14 protein-coding genes are annotated in these 22831 nt (G+C 49.2%); 5 read left to right on the top strand and 9 right to left on the bottom strand.

The window, feature by feature from the left end; all coding sequences use genetic code 11:
* Window positions 1-36: 36 nt before the first annotated feature.
* From J7619_RS27280 to J7619_RS27260, 5 genes are all read right to left on the bottom strand, one after another.
* Window positions 37-1569: a RagB/SusD family nutrient uptake outer membrane protein gene (locus J7619_RS27280; protein ID WP_291206637.1), complete on the bottom strand. Its 1533-nt coding sequence runs from the start codon at window positions 1567-1569 to the stop codon at window positions 37-39.
* A gap of 22 nt (window positions 1570-1591) precedes the next feature.
* Complete coding sequence (locus tag J7619_RS27275) at window positions 1592-4639, bottom strand: TonB-dependent receptor (protein WP_291206634.1); 3048 nt, start codon at window positions 4637-4639, stop codon at window positions 1592-1594.
* A 704-nt stretch (window positions 4640-5343) separates the two neighbouring features.
* Window positions 5344-5550 (bottom strand): helix-turn-helix domain-containing protein, encoded by a 207-nt coding sequence (locus J7619_RS27270; protein ID WP_291206631.1) that lies wholly within the window; start codon window positions 5548-5550, stop codon window positions 5344-5346.
* Window positions 5551-5740: 190 nt separating this feature from the next.
* Window positions 5741-6169, bottom strand: coding sequence for a VOC family protein (locus tag J7619_RS27265; protein ID WP_291206628.1), 429 nt, complete (start codon window positions 6167-6169; stop codon window positions 5741-5743).
* A 66-nt stretch (window positions 6170-6235) separates the two neighbouring features.
* Window positions 6236-6826, bottom strand: a complete 591-nt coding sequence (locus J7619_RS27260) for a hypothetical protein (RefSeq protein WP_291206625.1) — start codon at window positions 6824-6826, stop codon at window positions 6236-6238.
* 222 nt (window positions 6827-7048) lie between these two features.
* Between J7619_RS27260 and J7619_RS27255 the strand changes: the two genes are divergently transcribed.
* From J7619_RS27255 to J7619_RS27235, 5 genes are all read left to right on the top strand, one after another.
* Window positions 7049-7294: a hypothetical protein gene (locus J7619_RS27255; protein WP_291206622.1), complete on the top strand. Its 246-nt coding sequence runs from the start codon at window positions 7049-7051 to the stop codon at window positions 7292-7294.
* Window positions 7295-7462: 168 nt separating this feature from the next.
* Window positions 7463-7951: a Crp/Fnr family transcriptional regulator gene (locus J7619_RS27250; protein ID WP_291206619.1), complete on the top strand. Its 489-nt coding sequence runs from the start codon at window positions 7463-7465 to the stop codon at window positions 7949-7951.
* Window positions 7952-8072: 121 nt separating this feature from the next.
* On the top strand, window positions 8073-8906 hold the full coding sequence (locus J7619_RS27245; RefSeq protein WP_291206616.1) for an MBL fold metallo-hydrolase: 834 nt from the start codon (window positions 8073-8075) through the stop codon (window positions 8904-8906).
* A 63-nt stretch (window positions 8907-8969) separates the two neighbouring features.
* Entirely contained in the window at window positions 8970-9359 is a 390-nt protein-coding gene (locus J7619_RS27240) for a nuclear transport factor 2 family protein (protein WP_291206613.1), read from the top strand.
* A gap of 1037 nt (window positions 9360-10396) precedes the next feature.
* Window positions 10397-12454 carry a BspA family leucine-rich repeat surface protein gene (locus tag J7619_RS27235; RefSeq protein ID WP_291206610.1) on the top strand — a complete coding sequence of 686 codons (2058 nt, stop codon included), beginning with the start codon at window positions 10397-10399 and terminating at the stop codon, window positions 12452-12454.
* Between the two features lie 588 nt (window positions 12455-13042).
* On the opposite strand, the gene J7619_RS27230 is transcribed toward J7619_RS27235, so the two are convergent.
* From J7619_RS27230 to mnmE, 4 genes are all read right to left on the bottom strand, one after another.
* Window positions 13043-15562, bottom strand: coding sequence for a T9SS type A sorting domain-containing protein (locus tag J7619_RS27230; RefSeq protein WP_291206607.1), 2520 nt, complete (start codon window positions 15560-15562; stop codon window positions 13043-13045).
* Window positions 15563-15706: 144 nt separating this feature from the next.
* On the bottom strand, window positions 15707-16750 hold the full coding sequence (locus J7619_RS27225) for a methyltransferase (protein ID WP_291206604.1): 1044 nt from the start codon (window positions 16748-16750) through the stop codon (window positions 15707-15709).
* 104 nt (window positions 16751-16854) lie between these two features.
* Window positions 16855-21018, bottom strand: a complete 4164-nt coding sequence (locus tag J7619_RS27220; RefSeq protein WP_291206601.1) for a two-component regulator propeller domain-containing protein — start codon at window positions 21016-21018, stop codon at window positions 16855-16857.
* 315 nt (window positions 21019-21333) lie between these two features.
* On the bottom strand, window positions 21334-22701 hold the full coding sequence (gene mnmE, locus J7619_RS27215) for a tRNA uridine-5-carboxymethylaminomethyl(34) synthesis GTPase MnmE (protein ID WP_291206598.1): 1368 nt from the start codon (window positions 22699-22701) through the stop codon (window positions 21334-21336).
* Window positions 22702-22831 lie beyond the last annotated feature (130 nt).

Here is a 22831-nt window from a genome sequence, read left to right as displayed (position 1 = left end):
GAGATAGTTATTTAGGATTTCAAAACATCAAACTGTCTACCAACCCGGATTCTGATGCCCCTGCAACTTGGGATTGTTATCGATTTCCTGCTGTGGTATCGGGTACAGGTAGTGCTTGGGTTGCGCGTTGGTTTTACCGGCGGCATGCAAGGATTTGATAAGATAAGCATCAGGCCCCTCCAAGGGTTTGTAACGGATCAGATCGAACCAGCGCGAATATTCGAACACGAATTCAAGCCGGCGGTCCACGCGCAGCGAGTCGCGGAACTGCGCTTGTGAGAGGCCGGCGGTCAAACCGGCCAATCCCGCGCGCTGGCGCACCTTGTTGTAGGATGCATAGGCGGCGGCTGTCGGACCATTCTGCTCGTTTTCGGCTTCGGCATGCATGAGCAGCACATCGGAAAACCTGAGGATCGACACGTTGGCGGCGGATTGCGACAGGTTACCGGCCTGCGCAGGGTCCCACCATTTGTTAAAATGCGGGTTGGGCCTGGTGCCGCCCGTAGCCGGGTCCTTCACAGTCAATTTGTAGGTTTGCCCATTGGTGGGGCTTACGATGGAAGTAATGAATGTCACATCCCGGCGCTTGTCGCCCGGCGAATACAGCTCATACACACCCGGCATCGGCTGCTCGGCAAAGTTGCCGTTCAGGCCGGGAATGCCCGTAGGCGCCTCGCGCATCGCCTGGTTGTTGCCGTGCGAGTCGGCGTTGGATTCGAACTGGGCGGAGAAAACATGCTCGATGCCATTTTTGTAAGCGGGCAGGAATGCGTGCGAATAGTCGGCAAACAATGCGTAACCGAATGGTCCGTCGATCACCTCCTTCGATTTCTGGATTGCATTGGTATAGTCATAGCGCGTCAGGTACACCTTCGCTAGCAGCGACCGGGCTGCGCCGCCCGTTGCCCGCCCCGCATCGGCGGCCGCGTATTTGGCGCCCGATTTGGCAAATGGCTCATTGGGCAATGCCTCGGCGTCCTTTAAATCCTGAATAATCTGCTGATAGACCTGCTCCGCAGGCGCGCGCGCTACGTACAGGTCGGCGGGGCTCAGCGAGGTAGTCTCATGCAGAATCAACGGCACATCGCCATACAGACGCACCAGGTTGAAATAAAACAATCCCCGAAGGAATTTGGCTTCCAGCACAAGCCGGCCGCGCAAAGTTTCGTCCATCTGGATCTGCGGGATTTTGTCGATAGCGATATTGGCGCGGTTGACCGCGTCGTAATGCTGCTGCCAGATCTCGCGTACGCGCTGACCGGTCGACGAATGCGAGAGCGCTGATTGGGAGCGCACATCCGCATTGGTGGCACCCGGGCCTGGCTGCACATCGTCTGTCATCATATCCATCCCCGTCGAGAAAAGGATGTGATAAGGTGTCTGGCCGGTGGAATTGAGGCGAAAATAGATCGCGTTCACTCCGGCGAGCGCATCGGCCTGGGTTTTAAAGAACTGGTCGGAGGAAACAAACGATTTGGGTGCTTCTTCCAGGTCCACGCAACCGCCGAGCAATGCGGTCAACGTCATGGCGAGCAGGCTTTTTTGTAATGTATAAGTCAATTTTTTCATTGCGATGTTCTCCATTAACTGATCAGAAAGTGAGTGTCAGACCGCCCAGGAACGTTTTGCTGGCCGGGTACACGCCGTTGTCGACGCCCTGTGTGAGCGTGGCCTGTTCGTTGCGGCTCACTTCGGGATCGTAACCGGTGTATTTCGTCCAGGTAACCCAGTTCTGGGCAGTTACATAAAGCCGCAGCTGGCTAATACCCAGCTTACCGGTAATCGAAGCCGGCAGCGAATAACCCAGGCTCAGGTTTTTCAGCCTGAGGTACGAGCCGTTTTCAATAAAGCGGTCGGAAACAGTCACCGCCGGGTTTTCGATGGCGCGATGGATCACATTGCTCGGATTGGCCGGCGTCCAGCGGTCGAGCATCGTCGTGGAGGCATTAATGTAGCCTGTACCCAATTCGAGGTTGGCCTGGTTGGCATTGTAAACCTTGTTGCCCGACTGCCCTTGCAGCAGCACGTTTAGATCGAAGTTTTTATAAGAGAAATTATTGGTCAGACCAAAAAGCAACTTCGGCTGCGCATTACCCACAATCACGCGGTCATAAGCCTGGGTAATCGTGCCATCGGGCTTACCATCCGCACCGCTCACATCGACATAGCGCTGGCTTCCAGCTCTATCGTTCGCATTGAACTTGGGTAAATTGACAATATCGTCCCCGCTCTGGAAGATGCCATTGGTTTTCAGCACCAGAAAAGAACCCAGCGGATAGCCGACCTGCGCGATAGAAACGCCCGAAATCACCGAGCTTACCCCGGGGCCAAGGCTCAGCACCTTGTTGCGATTGGTGGAGAATACAAAATCGGTGGTCCAGCCGAATGCACCTTCGGAGTTAACCGTGTTGATCGACAGCTCGATCCCTTTGTTTTCCACGCTTCCGTAGTTTTGGAATGCATTGGGATAACCGCTCGTGTAAGGCAGCGGCACGTCCAGAAGCAAGTCGGTGGTTTTCTTATAATAAGCGTCGAGCGTCACATTCACGCGATTTTTGAACAACCCCAGATCAATACCGGCATCATACTGAGCGGTTTGCTCCCAGCCCAGGTTCGGGTTGGCAATACCGTTGGGCGCATAACCGGCCACCAGCTTCCGGCCAAACAAATAGCTGTAATAGGCTTCCTGGGCGAGCGAAGTGTAGGGCGCGATCTCCTGGTTGCCCGTTACGCCCCCGCTTACGCGAAATTTCAGGTTACTGATCTGCTGCACATTGCGGATAAAATCTTCGCGCCCCAGGTTCCAAGAGAACGCGGCCGACGGGAAAAAGCCCCATTTCTTGTCCTTACCCAGCCTGGAAGAACCATCCGCGCGGGCGGTGAGCGTGAGGTGATATTTGCTTCGGAAAGTGTAGTTCACCCGGCCCAGGTACGAAAGCAGCGTCCATTTGAAATAATTGGAAGAGGCATTCTGAAAAGTGGTACCGCCACCGAGGTTATGGTAACTGAAATCGTCGGTCACGAATGTAGCGGCGCGGGCAACGGTGTTTTCGGTGGTGGAAGCCTGCTGGGTGATTCCTATCACCGCGTCGAGCGCGTGGTCTTCGCTGAATGTTTTGTTGTAGCTCAAAGTATTCTCGTTCAGCCAGCCGATGGTGTTTTTATTTCCCACAATACCCTGGCCATTCAACCCGCTGCCTTCCTGCAAGGTCGAGGGCAGGTAGCGGTTCTGTTTGTTGAGCAGAATGTCGGTGCCCAGCGAAACCTTGGCTTTCAGTCCGTCGGCAATCTGGTATTCGCCATATGCATTGCCGAAACCGCGGAAAATGTGGGTTTGGTTCACTTGCAGAAACAGTGTGGCAACCGGGTTGGCCAGCGGGCTGTCGTAAATGCTCCGCAATGTGAAGCCGTTAGCCGAAGTCGGGTCGTAAACCGGCATGGTAGGCGGCATTTGGAGCAGGTTAGGCACCACGTTTTCGGGCGCTACCTGGGCCGACGATTTGCTGCCCGTAAAATTGAAACCCAGCTTGAAACGCTTGCTCATGTCGCGGTCGATGTTGATCCGGAAAGAATAGCGCTCAAAGTCGGTATTATGCAATATCCCGTTCTGTTTGAAATAGTTGCCCGACAATGCAAACCTTGTTTTATCATCACCACCCGAAAACGAAAGACTGTGGTTCTGGATCGATGCCTGGCGGAATGCCTCGTCCTGCCAGTCGGTACCGACGCCCGGCCTCCCCAGGCTGTCGATCTCCGTCTGACTGAACGCGGGGGCCTTTTTCGAATCGGCCATCGCGTCATTTTTCAGCAGCGCCCATTGCTGTGCATTCAGCAAGGGCAGCGTTTTCAATACTTTCTGCACACCATAGTAGCCGTCATAGGTGATCACGTTCTTCCCCTGCTTGCCTTTTTTGGTAGTAATAATCACCACCCCATTCGCACCGCGCGAGCCGTAAATGGCAGTGGCGGAAGCGTCTTTGAGAATGTCTATGGATTCGATATCACTGGGATTCAATGTAGATAATGCATTGATAGTCGGGCCATTGGTAACCCCGGCGTCGGCATAGCTGTTGTTGTTATAAACCGGAAACCCATCGATCACATACAGCGGCTCGTTGGCGCCGTTGATCGAGTTACCACCCCGGATTTTGATGCTCACCGAGCTTCCGGGCTGCCCCGACGACTGTGTTACCTGCACGCCCGCAGCTCGGCCCTGCAATGCGCGGTCGAGCGAGGAAATGGGCACGCCTTTGAGATCACCCGTAGAAATGGATGATACAGAGCCCGTTAAATCACCTTTTTTCTGCGTCCCATAGCCGATCACAACCACCTGGTCGAGTACGTTGGCGGTTTTCAATACCACATCGATGGGCACGGGAGACAGCTCATAAATTTCTACGTCCTGTTGCTGATAACCCGTCAGATTGATCTGTAATGTAAATGGAAATTCTTTGCCTGCCGGGATCTCGAAATTGCCGTCGGGGTCCGTTACGGCGTATTTGGAAGTGCCTTTCTGGACAACCGTGGCCCCCGGCAGCGACTGACCGGTGTTGTCTTTCACAAAACCCTTGACGGTTTCCTGAGCCGATGCCAGCCGGACGGCCAGTATCAGCATTGTTAGCAATAAAACTCGTTTCATTTAACAGTATTAGGTGAGTAGAATAAGTAACGCTTATGCATACACGCCACAAAGGCAAGTCCATACAAAGCCAGCCGGCAGCATTCGCGGCCGGTCACCGGAATGACTTCCGGGATCAGAGAATGAAGTAGGACAATATCAACAACACCAATCGGTGCCTCGGAATAGGCGGCGGGATACCACCGTGGACGAAGCAATAGTTATCCTTTCTGAATGTGCATTCATGATGTAGATAAATTAAGATGCCTGGAAATAAACCGGTCGGTGGCTGACTGATATTCTATTAATTTGATAGACAAAGTAAAGTTATAATAATCGAAGAAAAAAGAAATCGTGCCAGTTTTTCCGCATTTCATGTTTTCGTGCCACCGGCTAACTTTTTTGGCTGGCCGTAAATTTTCCACTTATTGCACGCAGGGAATTTCTAACCCTGAGGGTGCAATAAGGGCAAAATCATTAAAACATCGATAGCTCAGTAAGAGAAAGCGTCTGAAAATAAGCCAGGGTGAGCATGCGCCCGTTTACGGGAAACATTTACAAAAAGCCAGCAGCTCGATAAAGCAGCTTAGGTAATCGAGTCCAAAAAATAGCCATAAACACGTTCGTTCCGATATCGGCACCATAATTTACCTAGCATGGGATTTTTTGTGCGCTATTGGCCATGATGACAATGAGGTCTCAGTATGGAGACCCACCGTATCCTTTCACTGCTTTTTGGAAACATTTTCTGACATTTCATGCCTGATCTTCTCCCGATGCTGAATACCCCACTTTGATAATGAGCCGACTACCTCTTGTAGGGTCTCACTATACGGCAGCAACTGATATTCAATAGTAACGGGATACCCTACCGACACCTTTTTGACAATAAATCCATTCATTTCCAGGTCTTTTAATTCGCTTGACAGCACTCTTGCTGCTATTTTGCCGGAGCGATGACTACGGAGTTGTCACATGATGGATCGATGCTCAACCCGGCGATACCTTTGGCCTTAATCTGGATTTCGGCATTTTTACGGGATAGGGACTTATTTCTTGGCGTTTCTAAATTCAAAAACGAAACTGCCGCATATTAAAATTAAAGAGAGAGAGATTACATTCTCACCCCTCCGGATCAAACTCCACAATCCACTCAATCCCGTACCGGTCGCGGAACATACCTGCGTACGTTCCCCACGGACTTTCTCCGAATGGCCCTTCGACACTTCCGCCGGCGGAAAGCCCTTCGAACAGCCGCTCCGCTTCTTCGCGGCTTCCGGCGCTGATGGCGATTTTGGATCGGTTTTCGTTTTCGTCGACGCGACCCATAAAGGATGGAACATCATTGGCTATCAAGGCGTTGTGTTCGCCGAGCGGCAGCTCGATGGTCATAATTTTATCGGCTTCGCTTTCGGGTATTGGGAATTCGTCGCTGGCCAGGTCCCGGAAACGGACGATCTTCGTGAACTCTCCGCCGAAAATGGATTTGTAAAAAGTGAATGCTTCTTCGGCGTTACCGTTAAAATTGATCCAGGGATTGATGGCTCTCATGATTTTTGTTTTTTAGATCTGTATTAAGTCCCCGGCCAGACAGCCAGGGACTTTTGCATGCTTACCTCATTTCTCCTTTTCAGGCAATTGCAAAATCTGGATGGAACCGCCTGCACTGTATCCCGAAAACTGCACAAAGACATGATCGCCTTCTTTTCTACGGATTGCGTAAACTTTCACCACCGTATTGGTGTAGTCGATCGAGCCCTCTTCGCCGAAATATGTGGCCTCGTCCTGAATGCGTTCCAGCTCTGCGGCCGGCACTTTTCCTTGGTAAATCAGCACGCCGCCCGCCCCGATGATCAGCTCGCGGTAACTCTTTTCAAAGAACGGTAACGACCATTCTTTACTCGTCACACTCGTTATGAATGCTTTGTAAACTTTCCCTTCCAAAGGAATCATTCCCTGTTTCGTTGGGAAAAATAGCCTGTCAAAATCGCGGATAAGTGGCTTATTCAGAGGGACGATGTCGGTCGGCGGGTCAAAAATGGGAAATGCGGCCAGTTCCTTTTCGCTGTAAGGGATTTTGGTCAGATCAATCGAATCCGGGACTGCCTTTGCCACAGTATGCAGGGGAAATGAAGGATTACCAGCCTGCACCTGAGCACAAAACGAACCGGCCAGCAATGCGGTCATCACGATGGTTTTACTAAGCATTTGAATACACTGTTTTTGTAGTGGGCAAGAGATGAATTTTCTCTTACAAATCAAAACGTGTACCTGATTTCAGTTTTTGCGGGACCGTACTGCTTGACAAGGTCATTCGCTGTCCGCAAAACGTCGTCGGTCATCAACTCCTCGACCCAGAAATTGTTAGCGCTATCGAAAGGGAAGCGAAATGCTCGGCTTCTTCCTTCAAAAAAACCCTTTAAATACGCCGTGCTGACGCTGATGGAGACATGGGGTGACGCGGGTGGATCACTTGATTTGCTGGATATCAACCATCATCTGAGAATGAATGATGGTTCATCGCATCTGACTGGCTTGAGCACACATCATCATTTATATGAAAAATTGATGGAGAAAGCCAAGATGATTTTGATCAGCGCCAGTCTTTCAGTGAATGAAATTGCTTTCAAACTAGGCTTTGACGCGACCAAATACGGAACGAAATTGATAACTTAGTTTTCCGCATATCGTTTACAGGCTTCCGCCTGAACATTCTTGGTCGCTAATGCCAGTAACATGATCTGAATTTTGATGTTTGATCTGCTAAAAAAAAACATTGCCAAACATACTGCTCTTTCGGATGATGAAATGGAGCATTTTTGCCGGCTGTTTCATCCACAGACGGTGAAAAGAAAACAGCTTCTGCTACGCGAGGGGGATGTATGTAAATTTGAAGGGTTTGTAACCAGCGGACTTTTTCGGGTATATCATTTGGATAGTAATGGTTCTGAACAGACTCTGTACTTTGCAACAGAAAGCTGGTGGGTGACCGATATCGACAGTTTTACCACGCAAAGGCCTTCTCAGCTTTTCATCGAAAGTCTACAAGACGGTCAATTGCTGATGATTTCAGCACAAGACAAGGAGTACGCTTACGAGCATATTCCCAAAATTGAAAAGCTTTTCAGGGTCATGACTCAAAAAACGCATGCAGCCATGCAGCGCCGCATGATCGATATGCTCAGTAAAACGGCCGACAAGCGCTACCAGGATTTCACGGAACGATATCCGGAGCTGGCCTGCCGACTGACAAATCTTCAATTGGCCGCCTATCTTGGGATCAGCCACGAGTTTCTGAGTAAGATTCGAAAAAAAATCGCCCGGTCGACATAACGGGTACTGCATTTATTGAACTTGTTCAAAGGTTTCAGTAAGGTGTACTGGTAGTTTTGCATTGTCATCACAATATATTTCTATCATACCAAGGTCTAAGCACCTTTCAACTGAATTCAAAATGCAGACACAGGATTTCATTACAATTGAAAGCGAGGTTTTATCGCTTGAGGTTTTCAACGCTTCCGAAAACAGTTTCGGTGTCGCCTCAGTAATTGTTTCCGGAAAAACAGATGCTGTGCTAATTGATGCACAGTTCACGTTGGCCGAAGCCGAAAAAGTCGCTAACAGAATCAAGGTTTCCAATAAAAACCTGAAGGCCATTTTCGTATCGCACGGCGATCCAGATTTCTATTTTGGGCTCGAAGTCTTTAAAAAACACTTTCCGCAGGTTACCGCCTACGCTGCTGCTTCGACTGTGGAGCACATCAAAGCCACAGCTCAAAAAAAACTTGACGTTTGGGGTCAGCGGTTAGGAAAAGCCCTTACTTCAAACGTGGTGCTGCCACAAATCTTAATAGGTGAAAATATGGAGCTGGAAGGCAACCAATTACAAGTAATTGGACTTGAAAGTTTCCCTGGCAGGACCTTCATATGGATTCCTTCACTGAAAGCGGTTGTCGGCGGTATCAATGTCTTTGGCAATCATTTCAATGCCTGGATGGCAGATGCTCAAACACCCGATGCACGCAGTCTTTGGATTGCCATCCTGGATCAAATCACGTCGATGCAGCCGCAAATCGTGGTTCCTGCTCATGGAAGAACTGGTGACGCTCTGGATCTCACTTCCGTGCAACACACCAAGTCCTACGTCGAGTTCTACGAACAGGCGTTGAAAAATAACAAAACTTCACAAGAGCTCATTGAAGCCATTACTGCTGAATTCCCGGGTCTCAGCTTTGAAACGGCCCTGCAAATCGGCGCAAAAGTCAATACGGGCGAGATGAAATGGTAGAATGCTTGATCGAATTCCGGCTATGCCCAGAACATGACCGGGAGGCAAAGCCCCGTTGAACTTATGACAAATTTAGAAATTATCAAGGGCACTTACGAGGGTGGCAGTTCCGAGGAAAACGGAAAAAACCTTGCTAAGTATGTGGCCGATACCATCATCTGGATAGAAGCTAAGGGGTTTCCCTATGCGGGAAGGTATATCGGATTGGAGGCGATCACTCAAAACGTTTTTAGCAGGTTGGCCAGCGAATGGATCAACTATAAATTCACTCCGGAAGGCTATTTGGCTGACCAGGACAAGGTGGTTGCCTATGGAACTTACAGCGGAACCTACAAAATAACAAACAAATATTTTTCTGCACGTGTAGCCCACCTTTGGAAGTTGAAAGATGGAAGAATAATCAGCTTTGAACAGTTTGTAGACAGCGTTCCGGTCAACTACGCTATGTTCTAAGCATCGCCCAATCAATAAGCATCGCCCAATCAAAATGTAGTTAGGTCAAGCGTAAATAAGAGAAGTTATCTCCTCTATTTCGTATGCCTTCCAAAACCAACTGGTCTTAAGGGACAAAAACTAGTAGATCACCAGGAAAAGAGCCAAAGAAACGACTGAAAATTCAGATCAACAATCTAATTTTCAGTCGTTTGTATATTATTACTTACCAGTCTTCTATCTATTTATTTGCCGATACAGAACATTCACTAATCTCATTATCAGTAAATTACATAAATAAAGAACCAAATAAGATACAGAAACTACTGGTTTCTGTTGAGTATGCTGATGATGAGATTTTTTGCCATCTCCATCTCTGCCGGCTTACTGGCTGCGGCAAACAAGGTAAGGCTGGCTAGCGCCTTGTTACTGAAATTTGGATCACCGCCGTCAGATATTAGCAGATCGTTTCTTCCTAAAATAGCAGGAAACATGCCACGGCAACACGTTTGTTACCATCTACAAAATATATGATTCTTGATGATAAGATAGAGTAAAGTCGCAGCCTTTTCTTCGATCGATGGATAAGCTTCATTTACTGCATAACCTTTTACAAGAAAATCTTTGAGCCGCTGGCTTTCCTATTGCCGGAATTGAGTTCCTAGCCTCGTATTCCCTCTGTATCCCACCGCGATGATGATCAAAATCATAGTGAATCCGGTTGCGCTCTACCAACCGGCTCCCCTCCCGTTGAACTGTTCGGAAATTCCGAACAGTTTCGACTTCGCCGAGGTCATCGGACATAAGAATATACTTGATGCGCTCACTTATGCCTTAAATATACATATCTTCCGCATTGGAATTCAATAACTTACGCCAGTTACGGATGCCGTCACCAGTAACCACTTCAGTCTGTCTTTCACCTAACTCTTAGTTTCCCGGACTGCGCGATAAACCAAGTGCCTGTCACAATTTTTCGACAGAGTCATAGTGTTTTTTAGTATGTGTACCTGAAAATAAATCTATAACTTCATCGCTTGGCCCCATTCCGATATAACATGGCAAATATCTACCCCACTGCAAAGTTTTATTCTTTTATCACGCAGCTCCTGATGATCTTTCTAGGGGCACTCGCAGATATCGAGTCGCAAGCTCAAATTACTGCTTCGGATTATGTAACGACCTGGAAAACGGATATTCAAGGCGACGGCACAGCCAACACTCAAATTAAAATCCCAGCCTTTGGGGAGTACACCGTGTACTACGAGAGCATCCCTGCCGGTTTGGCCGGGACCTTGCCGGCGGCAGGTACTTTTACAGACCAGAATGTCATTACATTACCCGCTGCCGGAATCTACCGCATAGCCATCAGGCCGACCGGCGCCGTCCCGTTTCATAGAATCACCGCTCACACTGGCAGTTACCCGAAACTGCTGACTATTGAGCAATGGGGCAGTGTAGTGTGGTCCTCCATGGAATCTGCTTATACCGGCTGCGTAAATTTGACCGCGATTTCAGCGACCGACGCGCCCATACTTAGTAGTGTAACCACCATGCAACGGGCTTTTTTAGGTTGTTCTTCATTGAGCAACGCGCCCGCCATGAACAATTGGGATGTGGGTGAAGTTACGGACATGGCTAGTATGTTTAACGGGGCCCAGCTTTTCAATCAGCCTATCGGAAGCTGGGATGTCAGTAAGGTCACAGACATGAACTCCATGTTCGCGGGGACCCTGGCCTTTAATCAACCTGTTGCAAACTGGAATACGAAAAATGTAACCGACATGGCCTTTATGTTCACAAACTCTGCTTTCAATCAGCCTATCGGTAGCTGGAACGTTGGCAGTGTGACCGATATGGGACATATGTTCGACGGCGCGAAGAATTTTAATCAACCTATTGGAAATTGGGACGTCAGTAGTGTTACCGACATGACGCAAATGTTCATTCAAGCTCACGCGTTCAATCAACCGATTGGCAACTGGAACGTCGGGAATGTGACCCGGATGAATGCTATGTTTAATAATACTCCTTTCAATCAGCCTATCGGAGACTGGGACGTCAGCAACGTTACCGGCATGGCCTCCATGTTTGCGTTCAATCCTGTTTTCAATCAGCCACTCGCTGATTGGGATGTCAGTAGTGTAACCAACATGAGTGGGATGTTTGGTGTGTCAGCATTTAATCAGCCTATCGGCAACTGGAATGTCAGCAGCGCAACCGATATCGGTGCAATGTTTTATGCAAACCAGGTTTTCAATCAGCCTATCGGAGACTGGGACGTTAGTAATGTAACTGATATGAGTAGTATGTTTAAAAATGCTTCGGCTTTCAATCAACCGCTTGGCAACTTGACTTTAAATGATTCAGTCGATATGTCAGGGATGTTGATAGGCAGCGGCCTGGATTGCACTAATTACAGCAATACGCTCATAGGATGGGCAGCCAATCCCGCTACTCCTTTTGGACTTGCCCTTGAGGCCGATGAAAAGACATACGGCCAGACCGCAGAGCTCGCACGGGGCTATCTGACTGCTACCAAATCCTGGACCATCACCGGCGACAGTCTTGACGCAACCTGTACCAGCATGCCTGTGACGCTGGTGTCTTTTGCCGCCTCCAGGCAAGAGTCCTTCTCATTGCTGACCTGGTCGACAACGGAGGAAACCAACAGCGACCGTTTTGATATCCAGCGCAGCATCGACGGCAAAATATGGCAGGTAATCGGTAGTATCCCTTCAACTGGCGAAAGCAAGGTTTTGAAAAAGTACCACTTCGAAGATCGCTCACCCGCAAATGGTGTCAATTACTACCGTCTGAAAATGGTGGATCACGATGAAACTTTTGCGTACAGCCATATTGAGCGCGCAGATTTCGAAAAACCGGCCGATTTCTATGTATATCCAAATCCGGCCAGCGATAAACTGATCATCCACAATTATCGGAAAGTGAAAGCAGTTTCCATGTACGATGCGTCAGGAGTGAATGTCCTTAAAAGGGAAAACCTTACCGCGCAGGGTATTGAGGTAAGCAAACTATTGCCTGGCTTGTACAATGTTTTGGTGACATTGTACACCGGCGTTCAATATACTGGTAAAGTGCAGGTATTGAAATGAATTTATGCCCCGTGGATGGCGTCCGGCTTACTTTCTTCAATTCACCCCCTTCAAATGGAAAATACGGCATAACTGATTACCGCCGGGCGGCCCCGCTGATTTCAATTTTCACTGACCAGGCTGTTTCGTTCTAAGTTGTTCCCGTATTTTTCTTTTCATCAGTGAGTTAAGTCATAGCATACAGACTATGTCAGGTGGTCAGTGACGCCGTATTTTCCAATGTAATTTTCAGACGTTTGTATATTATTACCTACTTTATTTGCCGACACAAAACACACAATCCACTACATATCAATAAATTACATACAAAATTGACTAAATAAGATACAGAAATTGTTCCCGCCTGCCTAATGGTATTTCCTACACAGGCCACTTCCAAAATCGAATAATTTAAACTAGCGTGCGGTCTTTGCTGACTATAATTACTTCAATCACATTCTTAGCTTCTTTGTGAGCTTAAAAGTTACACTTCGGGATGAGCTCCGGTTTGAGAATCCCGTTCATCCTGCGCGAGTATTGCTGTAAGGGTTTCTATTTTGAGTCACATTGATGGAAACGTCGCCGACGCAGAGCGCGGTCAGAACGGTGTCACCTCGATGAGAGTTTCACAACCGGAATTGACTGCACTTTGCTTTCAGAAAAAACCGCCAGGATGTAAAAACCGTCAGGTAAATGGGAAACGTCGATTTTTTGATTGGTTATTGTTCCATCCATCACAGACCTACCCAGAATATCCAGAATTTTCACTTCGGACCGGGAACCTTCTACATGGATAATTCCACTAGTTGGATTTGGGTATATTTTTACAACTGCTGCTTCATCCATACTCACACTAACGATCCGGGAATATTCAACTTTCCCGTCAAAATCCAGCTGGCGCAACCGATAGTAATTCACACCCGCCAGGGGGTTTCCGTCCCAAAAGGAGTAAGTGCTGTTTCCTTTTGTAGAACCATGCCCTTCCACAAACCCGATACTTTCCCATGTTCCCTGGTAAAGTAGGCGTTCGATATCAAATCCCTGATTGTTGGTTTCTTCCGACGTTTGCCAATCCAGTTTTACACCATCATTCAGTTTTTTAGCTGCGAAATGCACCAGGGTTACCGGCAAGTTATTCGAATACTCCAGACTTACCTCCCCGGTATTGGGTGAATCGTATTTCACAGTCCAATGTTCAGGCAAGCCTGTTACCGAGCTGAATGTGCTGGCTAGCGCAGTGGCGTCTATAATAGTCACGACATCGCCGTCACTGGGTGCCGGGAAATTGAAGGTGAGCGCCAGGGTACCGCCCAGCGTCGCTGTTCCATTCACTACGATCTGGTCGAAATCTATCCCCGCAACTCCCGCCGCGTTTACTTCAATGGCCAGGGTACTGGTTGCAAAATTCTCGCTGCCATCGAAGGTGAGAATCCCGGGCGAATACCCCGGCGACAGCATGCCATTGTTAGTAAAATGCGCAGGGTTGATTATGCCTGTACCGGACAAGGTTCCGCTCGCATTATTACTGATTGTACCTCCATCTGATTTGAGCAAAAATGGCGCAGCTACCACAGTTTTAAGCGAGAGCGACGCATTGTTGGTGAATGTGCCTGAGAAATTATAAAACGCAGCCTGGGTGGCATTGTCGATTTTCACCCCGCCGGAGCTGTTGGCAAACTGCCCTTCGTTTCGCACACCATAACTTCCCGTGCCTGTGGTAAGCCCGATTTTCAGCAATCCGTTATTAACTACCGTGCCCTGGTTTAACAAACCTTGAACATCTGCACCATCAATAGTTAAGGTCCCCGAGCCCCCTATTGTCAGTGATGCACCATTTTGAACCGTTACTGACTTCGCTTTCGCTTCAATCGTGCTGATGATCGGGTCAGTAGTCATGTCTGCTATGGTCACATCATCGGAAGCCGTAGGCACCAATGCATTATGCCAATTGGACGAGTTATTCCATTCGGCATCCGAGAACCCCGTCCATATCTGACCAGATGCAGAAATGGCGGCATAACCTGAAAGAACCGCGAAACTGCCGCCATTCAGATTTTGTATCACGCCAGTGTTTTCGGAGATACTGCTATAACCGGTTGCGTTTTCAATGACCACCCCTCCGTTGTAAAACTCTCCGTAGTTGTCGTTATTGGAGATGACGTTGTCTGATGCAATGTTGATATAGGCGGTACTGGCGGTATTGTCAAAGTAACCATCGTTGAAAATTCCATCGCCGCCGATATCCCCTCCGGTTCCGATATCAATGGATCCCTGATTCGTATAGTACGCACCACTAAGGTTCGCTATTCCATCTCCACCGATATTTCCTCCGGTTCCGATAGCAATAGCCCCCTGGTTCGTAAAGGACGAGTTATTATGGTTAAGTATTCCATAACCGCCGATATCTCCCGCCGCCCCGATATCAATGGATCCATTATTCGTAAAGCCCGAAACATTGTAAATCCCGTCCGAGACCGTTCGGCTAATCGAGATGAGGGCGCCGGCTTCATTTAAAAAATTTCCTGAAATAGCACACCAAATGCCTTTGCCATCGTAAAGTCCTGGCACAACGCCTCCAATGGTGATATTCGCTTTGTTGGTGAAGGTCCCCGAAACCACAATTGCACCAACGGTTGACGATGCCTTGCCGGTTCGGTTAATGAAAATGGCCCCACTTTCGTTCACAAAAGTACCAGCTTCGTTGTATATGCCGGAATAGCCAATATCCGCTGTATTTCCGATGTTGATCGTGCCCTTGTTGGTAAAAAGACTTCCTGATGCCAGCCCAATGGCATTGTAAGCAACATCATCGATATTCAACGTCCCGTTATTTTCTATTGAGCCGGACATAAATATCCCGTGTGTTAAAGAATTGGCGACGGACAAGGTTCCGCCTACGGCGATGGTCAGGAAGCCACCGGGAGACAGCGAAACAGCCTTGGCGACTGCCGCACCAGCGATAATGGGGTTAACATTAGGTAGCGCCACACCTTGAATGAATACGATGTCGGACGCATCGGGCACCCCGGCCGACCAATTGCCAGGTGTGTCCCAGTCGCTGCTGATGTCGCCTTGCCAGATCGTATCGGCAAATACATTGTTGGTGACCAAAAGGATGAAAGCTAACACAGCTATACTTCGTAGCCGATATTCAGCAGATAACACATAATGATCCATCATAATTTTGATTTAAATTTTTCCGTCGAGTTGGTTGGACATAGTTATTCAGGCGTCCGGCGGAATACCGGACGCTCTTTCAGGAAAGAAGCTGTATTATTTTATGGCAATCGCCGCGCTGGTCGGCCCGACGAGCGGCAATAGCGAGGTGGAACTGAATCCAACTTGCATAGCCCACCGGTTGAAGTCCGCCAAAGTGTAGTCAAAGCCGGTACCTGTTTCGATAAGCATGTTCAGGCTCATCAACATGCCAAATACATTCGCTTTCCGGTCGCCGTCAATCACATTTTCGATGGCTATAAAAACACCTCCGTCGGGCAATGCGGCGTACGCGCTCTTCATCAGGCCGATTTTTTGGTTCTCGTCCCAGTCATGGAGAATATTACCCATGACCACCATATCCGCAGCCGGAAATGCGTCTTTGAAAAAATCGCCAGATACCGCCTTCACCCGGCCATTTAAGCCCGCTTTCGCGATTGTTTTCTCTGCGATGGCCGTCACACCCGGTAGGTCCATGCTTACGCACGACATATGGGACTGGTGATTAGCTATCAGGACAGAGAGCAAGCCGCTGCAACCACCCGCATCTGTCAGCGTTTTGTATCTGGTAAAATCAAACTTTTGGGCAAAAGCCATAAATGCGCCCACCTGAATGCTGCTCATAGCGTTCACAAAATTTTCCAGCTGTTCAGGAGATTGATATATGTTTTCAAACAAATTACCCCCATTCCTGGCTTCATTCTGCGGCTTCCCGGTTCTCAGCCCTTCTTCCAGGTTTCCCCAAAAGCCGTACAGGCGGTTATTGAGCATTTTGAGCATTCCGCCTACATAGGTCGGTTTTTTCAAGTCCAGAAACAGGTCGGTATCGGGAGTGTTGGAATAGGTGGCTGTTTCGAGGATACCGGTACGGTTTAAAAAGCCAAAGCCGGTGAGCGTATCTAAAAAGTCGTACATATTCCGGTCGCTGCAATGCAAACCCAGCTTTTGCTTCAACTCGGCGGCCGTCGGAGGGCTGCTTTCTGTCAGAAGGGTAAACAGGTCGAAATCGACGGCGGCCAATAGTACTTTGGATGCCCAAAAGCCGGTGCCCATTTGAAGGATGCTTTCAGGGGAAGGCTGTTTAGCGTGGTTCGTTGTCATGGTTTTGAGTAAATTAAGTTTAGGTTACGATGGATCAAAACCCACGCAACAAACTTATAGCAGGACGCAGAAACGAAGGTGGACCACGTGCTCAAAAGGGTGGACTATTGTCCCAGCCGCCGGAATTCAGTTGGAGAATGGTCGAATTGCTCGGAAAACAACCGGCTGAAATACTTCGGATCCTCGAATCCCACCGCATAGGCTACTTCCGAAATACTCATGGGAGTGCTAGTCAGCAAATATTTCGCCCGAGCCAGGCGAAGGGAGCGATCATAGCGGGTGACCGACATCCCTGTGAGGGCAATCATCTTCCTGTGGAGTGACGAGCGGCTCATACCAATCTCCTGGTAAATCGCCTCCATCGATGCCTCATTGTTCCCCCACTGTGCTTCCAGCGCGGACCGCAGCCTTTGCAAAAACAAGTTTTCCACCGACTCATTTTCCTCCACGGGAGCCAGGCCAGGCTCTGGAGATCCCATCGCCCGCAGGCTGTAATAGGCCTGTAAACGGCGACGGGATCTGAGCAGGTTACCCAGCACGACTTCCAACTCTTCCCGTTGAAACGGCTTGGTCAGGTATGCGTCGGCGCCGCGCCTGAGTCCGCTGATCCGGTCACTCGTTCCGGCGCGGGCCGTTAACATAACAATAGGAATATGACTCGTCGCAGGATTACTTTTAAGCGTATCGCACAATTCATAGCCATCTTTCAGCGGCATCATCACATCCGTCAGAATCAGGTCCGGAATGTTTTCCAAAGCCAGATCTATACCTTCCTGCCCGTTGCCTGCACGAATAATGCGGTAGTTGGTGCCGATGGCGGATACGATGTAAGTCGCCACGTCGTCGTTGTCTTCCACCAGCAAGAGAACAGGGTTTTCTTCGGCCCCTTCACCGGCCGGGCCAATCGCGTCCGACGGGTCGGAACTCCCCGGAACCAACTCAGCCTGTAATAGTGATCCGGACGGTGCCTGACGGGTGCGACGGAAGCGGACGACAAACTCAGCTCCTTCACCCGGAATGCTTCGAACGCTCAACCCACCCTGCATTAGCGAAACCAGTTCTCGTACCAGCGCAAGGCCAATACCTGTCCCCCCTGTTCCGGAGGTCGGCTGGCCGGAGACCTGAAAAAAACGGTCGAAGATCAGAGGTAACTTGTCCACCTCAATACCGGGACCGGTATTGTGTATACGAATTAAAATCCATTCACTGCCCGGTTGCTGCACCGGTGAAACCGCCTCGTAATATTCCTGGCCCCCAACCGATTCACTGTTCTCACCAGTTACAGCAACCGTAGTCAGCCGGAGATAGACCTGCCCACCGGCGGGAGTGAATTTAATGGCATTAGTCAGGATATTTGACAGGATGTCCTGCATTTTATTCTTATCAAAATCCACTTCCAGATCATCTTCATCAGAATGGCAATGCATTTGAACATTCTTCGCGGCGGCCATGGTATCGAAAGATTCAGCCACATAACGGGTGAATCTGACCAGATCAGCCCGGACAGGTTGCCACGACATCGTCCCGGATTCAAGTTTGGAAAGGTCCAGAATCTGATTGATTAGTCGCAGCAGGCTGCTCCCATTGCGCTCAATGAGGTCGGCAGCACGGCGGCCTCGCTCAACTACCTCATCCGGTTTATACCGTTTCAGCTCGGAGGTCATGCCTAGAATAACAGTCAGTGGTGTCCTAAACTCATGGGAGATATTGGCAAAAAAGCGGGACTTGGCTTCATTGAGCGCATGAAGCGACCTGGCCTGCCCTTCAATAACCTCCTTGTCTTGCTCGATGCGGGCAGTGGCATGCCTGATCTCCACTTCGAGTCTCAGTTGTTCTTGCTGATGGTTCCAGATCCGCCATTTTAACCAACCCCATATACCTGCAATCAATAACATTCCTGCCAGCACCAAAAACCAGGTCTGCAGGTAAAAAGGCTTCCTGACGTCAACGCCGATTGTCAGCGTATTGGCTGACCATTGCCCGTTTGCCGCCTGGCCCCTGATCAGCAACTGGTATTTACCGTAAGGCAGATTACCCAGCCGTAACGTCGATTCGGTTTGCTGAGTCCATGTGTTGTCAAGCCCCTTTAACTGATAAGCGTATACGTTCTTTTCAGCATCTGCGAAATTCAGCATCGTGAATTCCAGCACTGCAGTGTGTTCGCCCGGCCGGACGATGATCTCCCATGTTTTTGCGAGTTCTTCGGTTTTGTCTGTGAGTTGACCGAGCGAGTTATCGAACTGACGGAACGAAACCAGGCGCATCGGCAGCGGGTCCTGTGGCTTTTCGTTTTCAAAGTCCCGGGGGTCGAAAGAAGTAACCCCGTTTAGTCCTCCAAAATACAGTTTCCCGGTTTTGTCCTGAAAGTGTGAAGTACGGTTAAACTCGTCATTTGTAACGCCGTCCTGGGTAAAATACGCCCTGGTGATCAGCCGGACCGGATCAAACTGCATGATACCACGGTCGCTGCTTAACCAGAGGCGGCCTCTGCGGTCGGGATAAATCGCGTGAATATTGTCATTGGTCAATCCTTCGGAGTGCCGGAACTGCCGGTATGTATTCCGGGACTGGTCCCATCGTATCAACCCGGCATTGGCTGTTCCCAACCAATAGATACCATTTTGATCCTGATAAAAATGTTCATAAACGTCAGCAGGCAAATAGAAACGCCCCTTTCCCCCACTCCAATAACGGGCGGTAATGCCCCTTACCGGGTCGATCGTATATAAACCGGTTCCCGAGCAAATCCAGAATGTCCCTTTCGAGTCCGGGGCAATATACAGTACATGCGATTGTGCAAGCTCCTGAAACTGATTATAGCGGGTAAATGATTCTACCCGGCCTGCTTTCAAATCAACCCACCACAGTCCCAGCCGACCACCGGCCAGCCATCGATCGTCAGCAAACGGTTGAAGCGCCCAGATTGTGGTGTTGTCGGGCAGCTGATACGCCTTCTGCGTACCAGTCTTCCTTTCATAATCCACCAGGTAATGTCCCAACCCCAGCATCAGCCTCCCGGGCGGATGATCCAATAGTGCCACCGTCGGTCCATAACGCGGCTCGCTCAACAGCTTTCTTACGGATTCACCTTTGGCGTTACAGGTATAGAGCCCGAATTTTTCCAAACTGGCGTAAACGCCATCCCCGCTGACTGTGATCCCGCGAATGGCCGCTGTTTTTTCGCCGGTGTACGCGGCATTGTAAAATAACCTGCGGAAGTAATTGGGTACCACCTTGACCTGATACACGCCAAAACTCGTTCCCAGCCACATTGCGCCGTTTTGATCGGCAAAAAAACTCCGGTTGACCACTGCTTCACCCGTCAGCTGGTCACTAATATCCAACAATATTTTGCCCGTTGAGTCCCGAAGACGCGCTCCGTCCCACACTGCACCGGTTTTATCAAAGGTGTAGCAAATCGGGAAAAGCGGATGTAGCAAATCTGGTTGTTGTGCCCGCGGAAGCTCGAACTGATTCCCCGATTCATCAATTCCGTAAACCTTGGCAGCCCTGGTGGCCGAATCTGTGGCCGGGTAGAAAAATTCGCTACCCGCGTTGCGATGCCCTAAACAGCCGGTAAACATGATTTCTGCATGGCCGAACTGCCGAAGAACACGCCCTTCGGCGGTGAGTTCAACCAGGACCCGTCCGTCGGCAATGGCCCAGACAGTGTTCCTGACGGTTACCTGGCGAATGGTCAATTGCTTAAATCGGGAAAGACGGACATGCCTCAGACCCGATTTAGGATGATAGGAAGATAGCATTGCCGGGATATAGTTGGCAAAAAATATCGTACCGTTTGGGCTACCCAGTAGCCGCTGCGGCATGTTCAGGTAGGTTCCGATATGCTTTTTACCAAATTTTTTTTCAAACGGAATTGTCGCTCCTGTCAATGGATTGAACAGCGAAATCCGTGACTCGCCGAAAGGCCCCATGAGCCAGAGCAATCCATCAGCATCCTGGGCAATGGATTGTATATCGTCAAAATCAAGTCCGTTGCGATCTTTCGTGTAGTTAGTGAATGTTTTTCCGTCAAAACGGCTGAGCCCAAACTTGGTACCGAACCACATAAAGCCCTGCCGGTCCTGAAAAATCGCATTTACCTCCCGATGAGCCAAACCATTCTCCGGCCCATAGTGCTTCACCGATGCTACATAGACATTTTCAGTCCCCCGCGGAGGTGCACCCGGTTGGGCGGCAGCGCGCTGGGCTGTCGTCAACGTCCACAATAAAAGGAGCAGGCCTATTACCAGACTTGTTATTTTCATTTAATTTAACAAAGCTGCAAAACGGGAAACAGATCCGACCTACTTCCTATCGCTTGAAGATAAACCTTAAATCTGGTAAATACCTGTTAAATCTGTATCTGTTAATATTGCCGAGTTCATCGCTATAAAATGACTAACGCAAAAACGTTTGGAACTCACCCACCATCTATTAACAACGAAAAACCATAGTAAGTCAATTGAAGGCGAAACAAAGTTGCTGCCGAAAATATCCATAGAAGACTTAAAAAACCACGAACAAATTATAGTTTAAAAGACCCAATTCTCAACCGTTTGTTTATCGACACTTTGCGTTATTTATTTGCCGATACAAAACTTCGAAAATATATTATCCAGCAAATCATCCGTCACAATCGTCCCCGTTATCTCTCCCAAATGGTGCAGCGCCAACCGGATATCCTGCGCGAGAAAATCTCCGGTAACGCCCAATGACAAGCCATTCAAAACATCCGTCAAAGAATCCGAAGTCTTCAACAAATGCTCATAGTGCCGCAGATTGGTCACGACTGTATCCCCGGCGGCTTGCCCGTGCACAAGTGAGACGAGTTTCTGCGTTAATGCGGGCAAATTCTGCTGCGTGTGAGCGGAAATGGGAATGATGTCTGATGCGTCGCCAGCCAGTTCGGAAGCGAGAGAAGGATTAATATCAGTTTTATTTAAAACAAAAACCACCTCCTTATTCGCAGGCAGCAATGCAGCCAATGCACGGTTATCAGCAAGCGTCTCCGCGCTGTCGAAGAGGAAAATTACAATGTCAGCCTTGTCCATAGCGGCTTTCGAACGCTCGATACCAATGGATTCTACGACGTCATCGGTATCGCGGATGCCGGCGGTATCGATAAAGCGGAATTTGAGGCCTTCGAGGACGATGGTGTCTTCGATCACGTCGCGGGTGGTGCCGGCGATGGCCGTAACGATAGCCTTTTCTTCATTCAATAATGCATTCAAAAGCGTCGATTTGCCGACGTTGGGCGAGCCGATGATGGCCACGGGAACACCTTCCTTGATTGCATTGCCAAAGTCGAAGGAGCTGATAAGTGGTTCGATAGTAGAAAGTAACGCATCAATGAGCCTGCGTAGGTCCTCGCGCTGGGCGAATTCTACGTCTTCCTCACCGAAATCGAGTTCAAGTTCGATCAGGGAAGCGAAATGGATGAGTTCGGAGCGCAGCGAGGCGAGCTTTTTCGAAAAGCCACCGCGCAGCTGGTTCAATGCGGTTTTATGGCTGGCCTGCGAGTCGGCGGCGATAAGGTCGGCCACGGCTTCGGCTTGTACCAGATCGAACTGGCCATTCATAAAGGCACGCTGGGTAAACTCACCGGGTTTGGCAATGCGGGCGCCTTGGATGATGAGCACCTTTAATATCTGCCGGATAATATAGTCGGAGCCGTGGCAGGAAATCTCGACGGAATCTTCTTTGGTAAATGACCGTGGCGTTTTGAAAACGGATACGAGCACTTCGTCGATGATCTCGTCGCCGGCATTGATGGTACCGAAATGTACGGTGTGGGATTCGACGTTTTCGAGGTTCTTACCTTTGAAAACGCTGTTGACCATCGCGATCGCGCCCAGGCCCGACACGCGTATAACACCGATCGCGCCCACACCCGAAGGCGTCGCAAGCGCGCAAATCACTTCCTGCTGATGGATTGCTACTGTATTCATAAATGCAAAGATGCTACTTTTAAAGAGAACCATTAACCCTCTCAGGAAGTTTGAATTTTGTACCTTTACGGGATTTTTACGGCGCTCAGGCGTGTTACACTTTTTTCAACATTCAATATTTCAAGACTTT

Origin of the sequence: Dyadobacter sp., from assembly GCF_017744695.1 — a bacterium.
Taxonomy (GTDB): Bacteria; Bacteroidota; Bacteroidia; order Cytophagales; family Spirosomataceae; genus Dyadobacter.
The sequence above is the reverse complement of the archived record's forward strand: the minus strand, read 5'-3'. Positions and strand labels throughout refer to the sequence as shown.

Bases quoted from the DNA above. Each gene is read 5' to 3' on its own strand.
- J7619_RS27280 (WP_291206637.1), bottom strand. From the start codon at position 1,569: ATGAAAAAATTGACTTATACATTACAAAAAAGCCTGCTCGCCATGACG.
- J7619_RS27275 (WP_291206634.1), bottom strand. From the start codon at position 4,639: ATGAAACGAGTTTTATTGCTAACAATGCTGATACTGGCCGTCCGGCTG.
- J7619_RS27265 (WP_291206628.1), bottom strand. From the start codon at position 6,169: ATGAGAGCCATCAATCCCTGGATCAATTTTAACGGTAACGCCGAAGAA.
- J7619_RS27260 (WP_291206625.1), bottom strand. From the start codon at position 6,826: ATGCTTAGTAAAACCATCGTGATGACCGCATTGCTGGCCGGTTCGTTT.
- J7619_RS27245 (WP_291206616.1), top strand. From the start codon at position 8,073: ATGCAGACACAGGATTTCATTACAATTGAAAGCGAGGTTTTATCGCTT.
- J7619_RS27240 (WP_291206613.1), top strand. From the start codon at position 8,970: ATGACAAATTTAGAAATTATCAAGGGCACTTACGAGGGTGGCAGTTCC.
- J7619_RS27235 (WP_291206610.1), top strand. From the start codon at position 10,397: ATGGCAAATATCTACCCCACTGCAAAGTTTTATTCTTTTATCACGCAG.
- J7619_RS27225 (WP_291206604.1), bottom strand. From the start codon at position 16,750: ATGACAACGAACCACGCTAAACAGCCTTCCCCTGAAAGCATCCTTCAA.
- J7619_RS27220 (WP_291206601.1), bottom strand. From the start codon at position 21,018: ATGAAAATAACAAGTCTGGTAATAGGCCTGCTCCTTTTATTGTGGACG.
- mnmE (WP_291206598.1), bottom strand. From the start codon at position 22,701: ATGAATACAGTAGCAATCCATCAGCAGGAAGTGATTTGCGCGCTTGCG.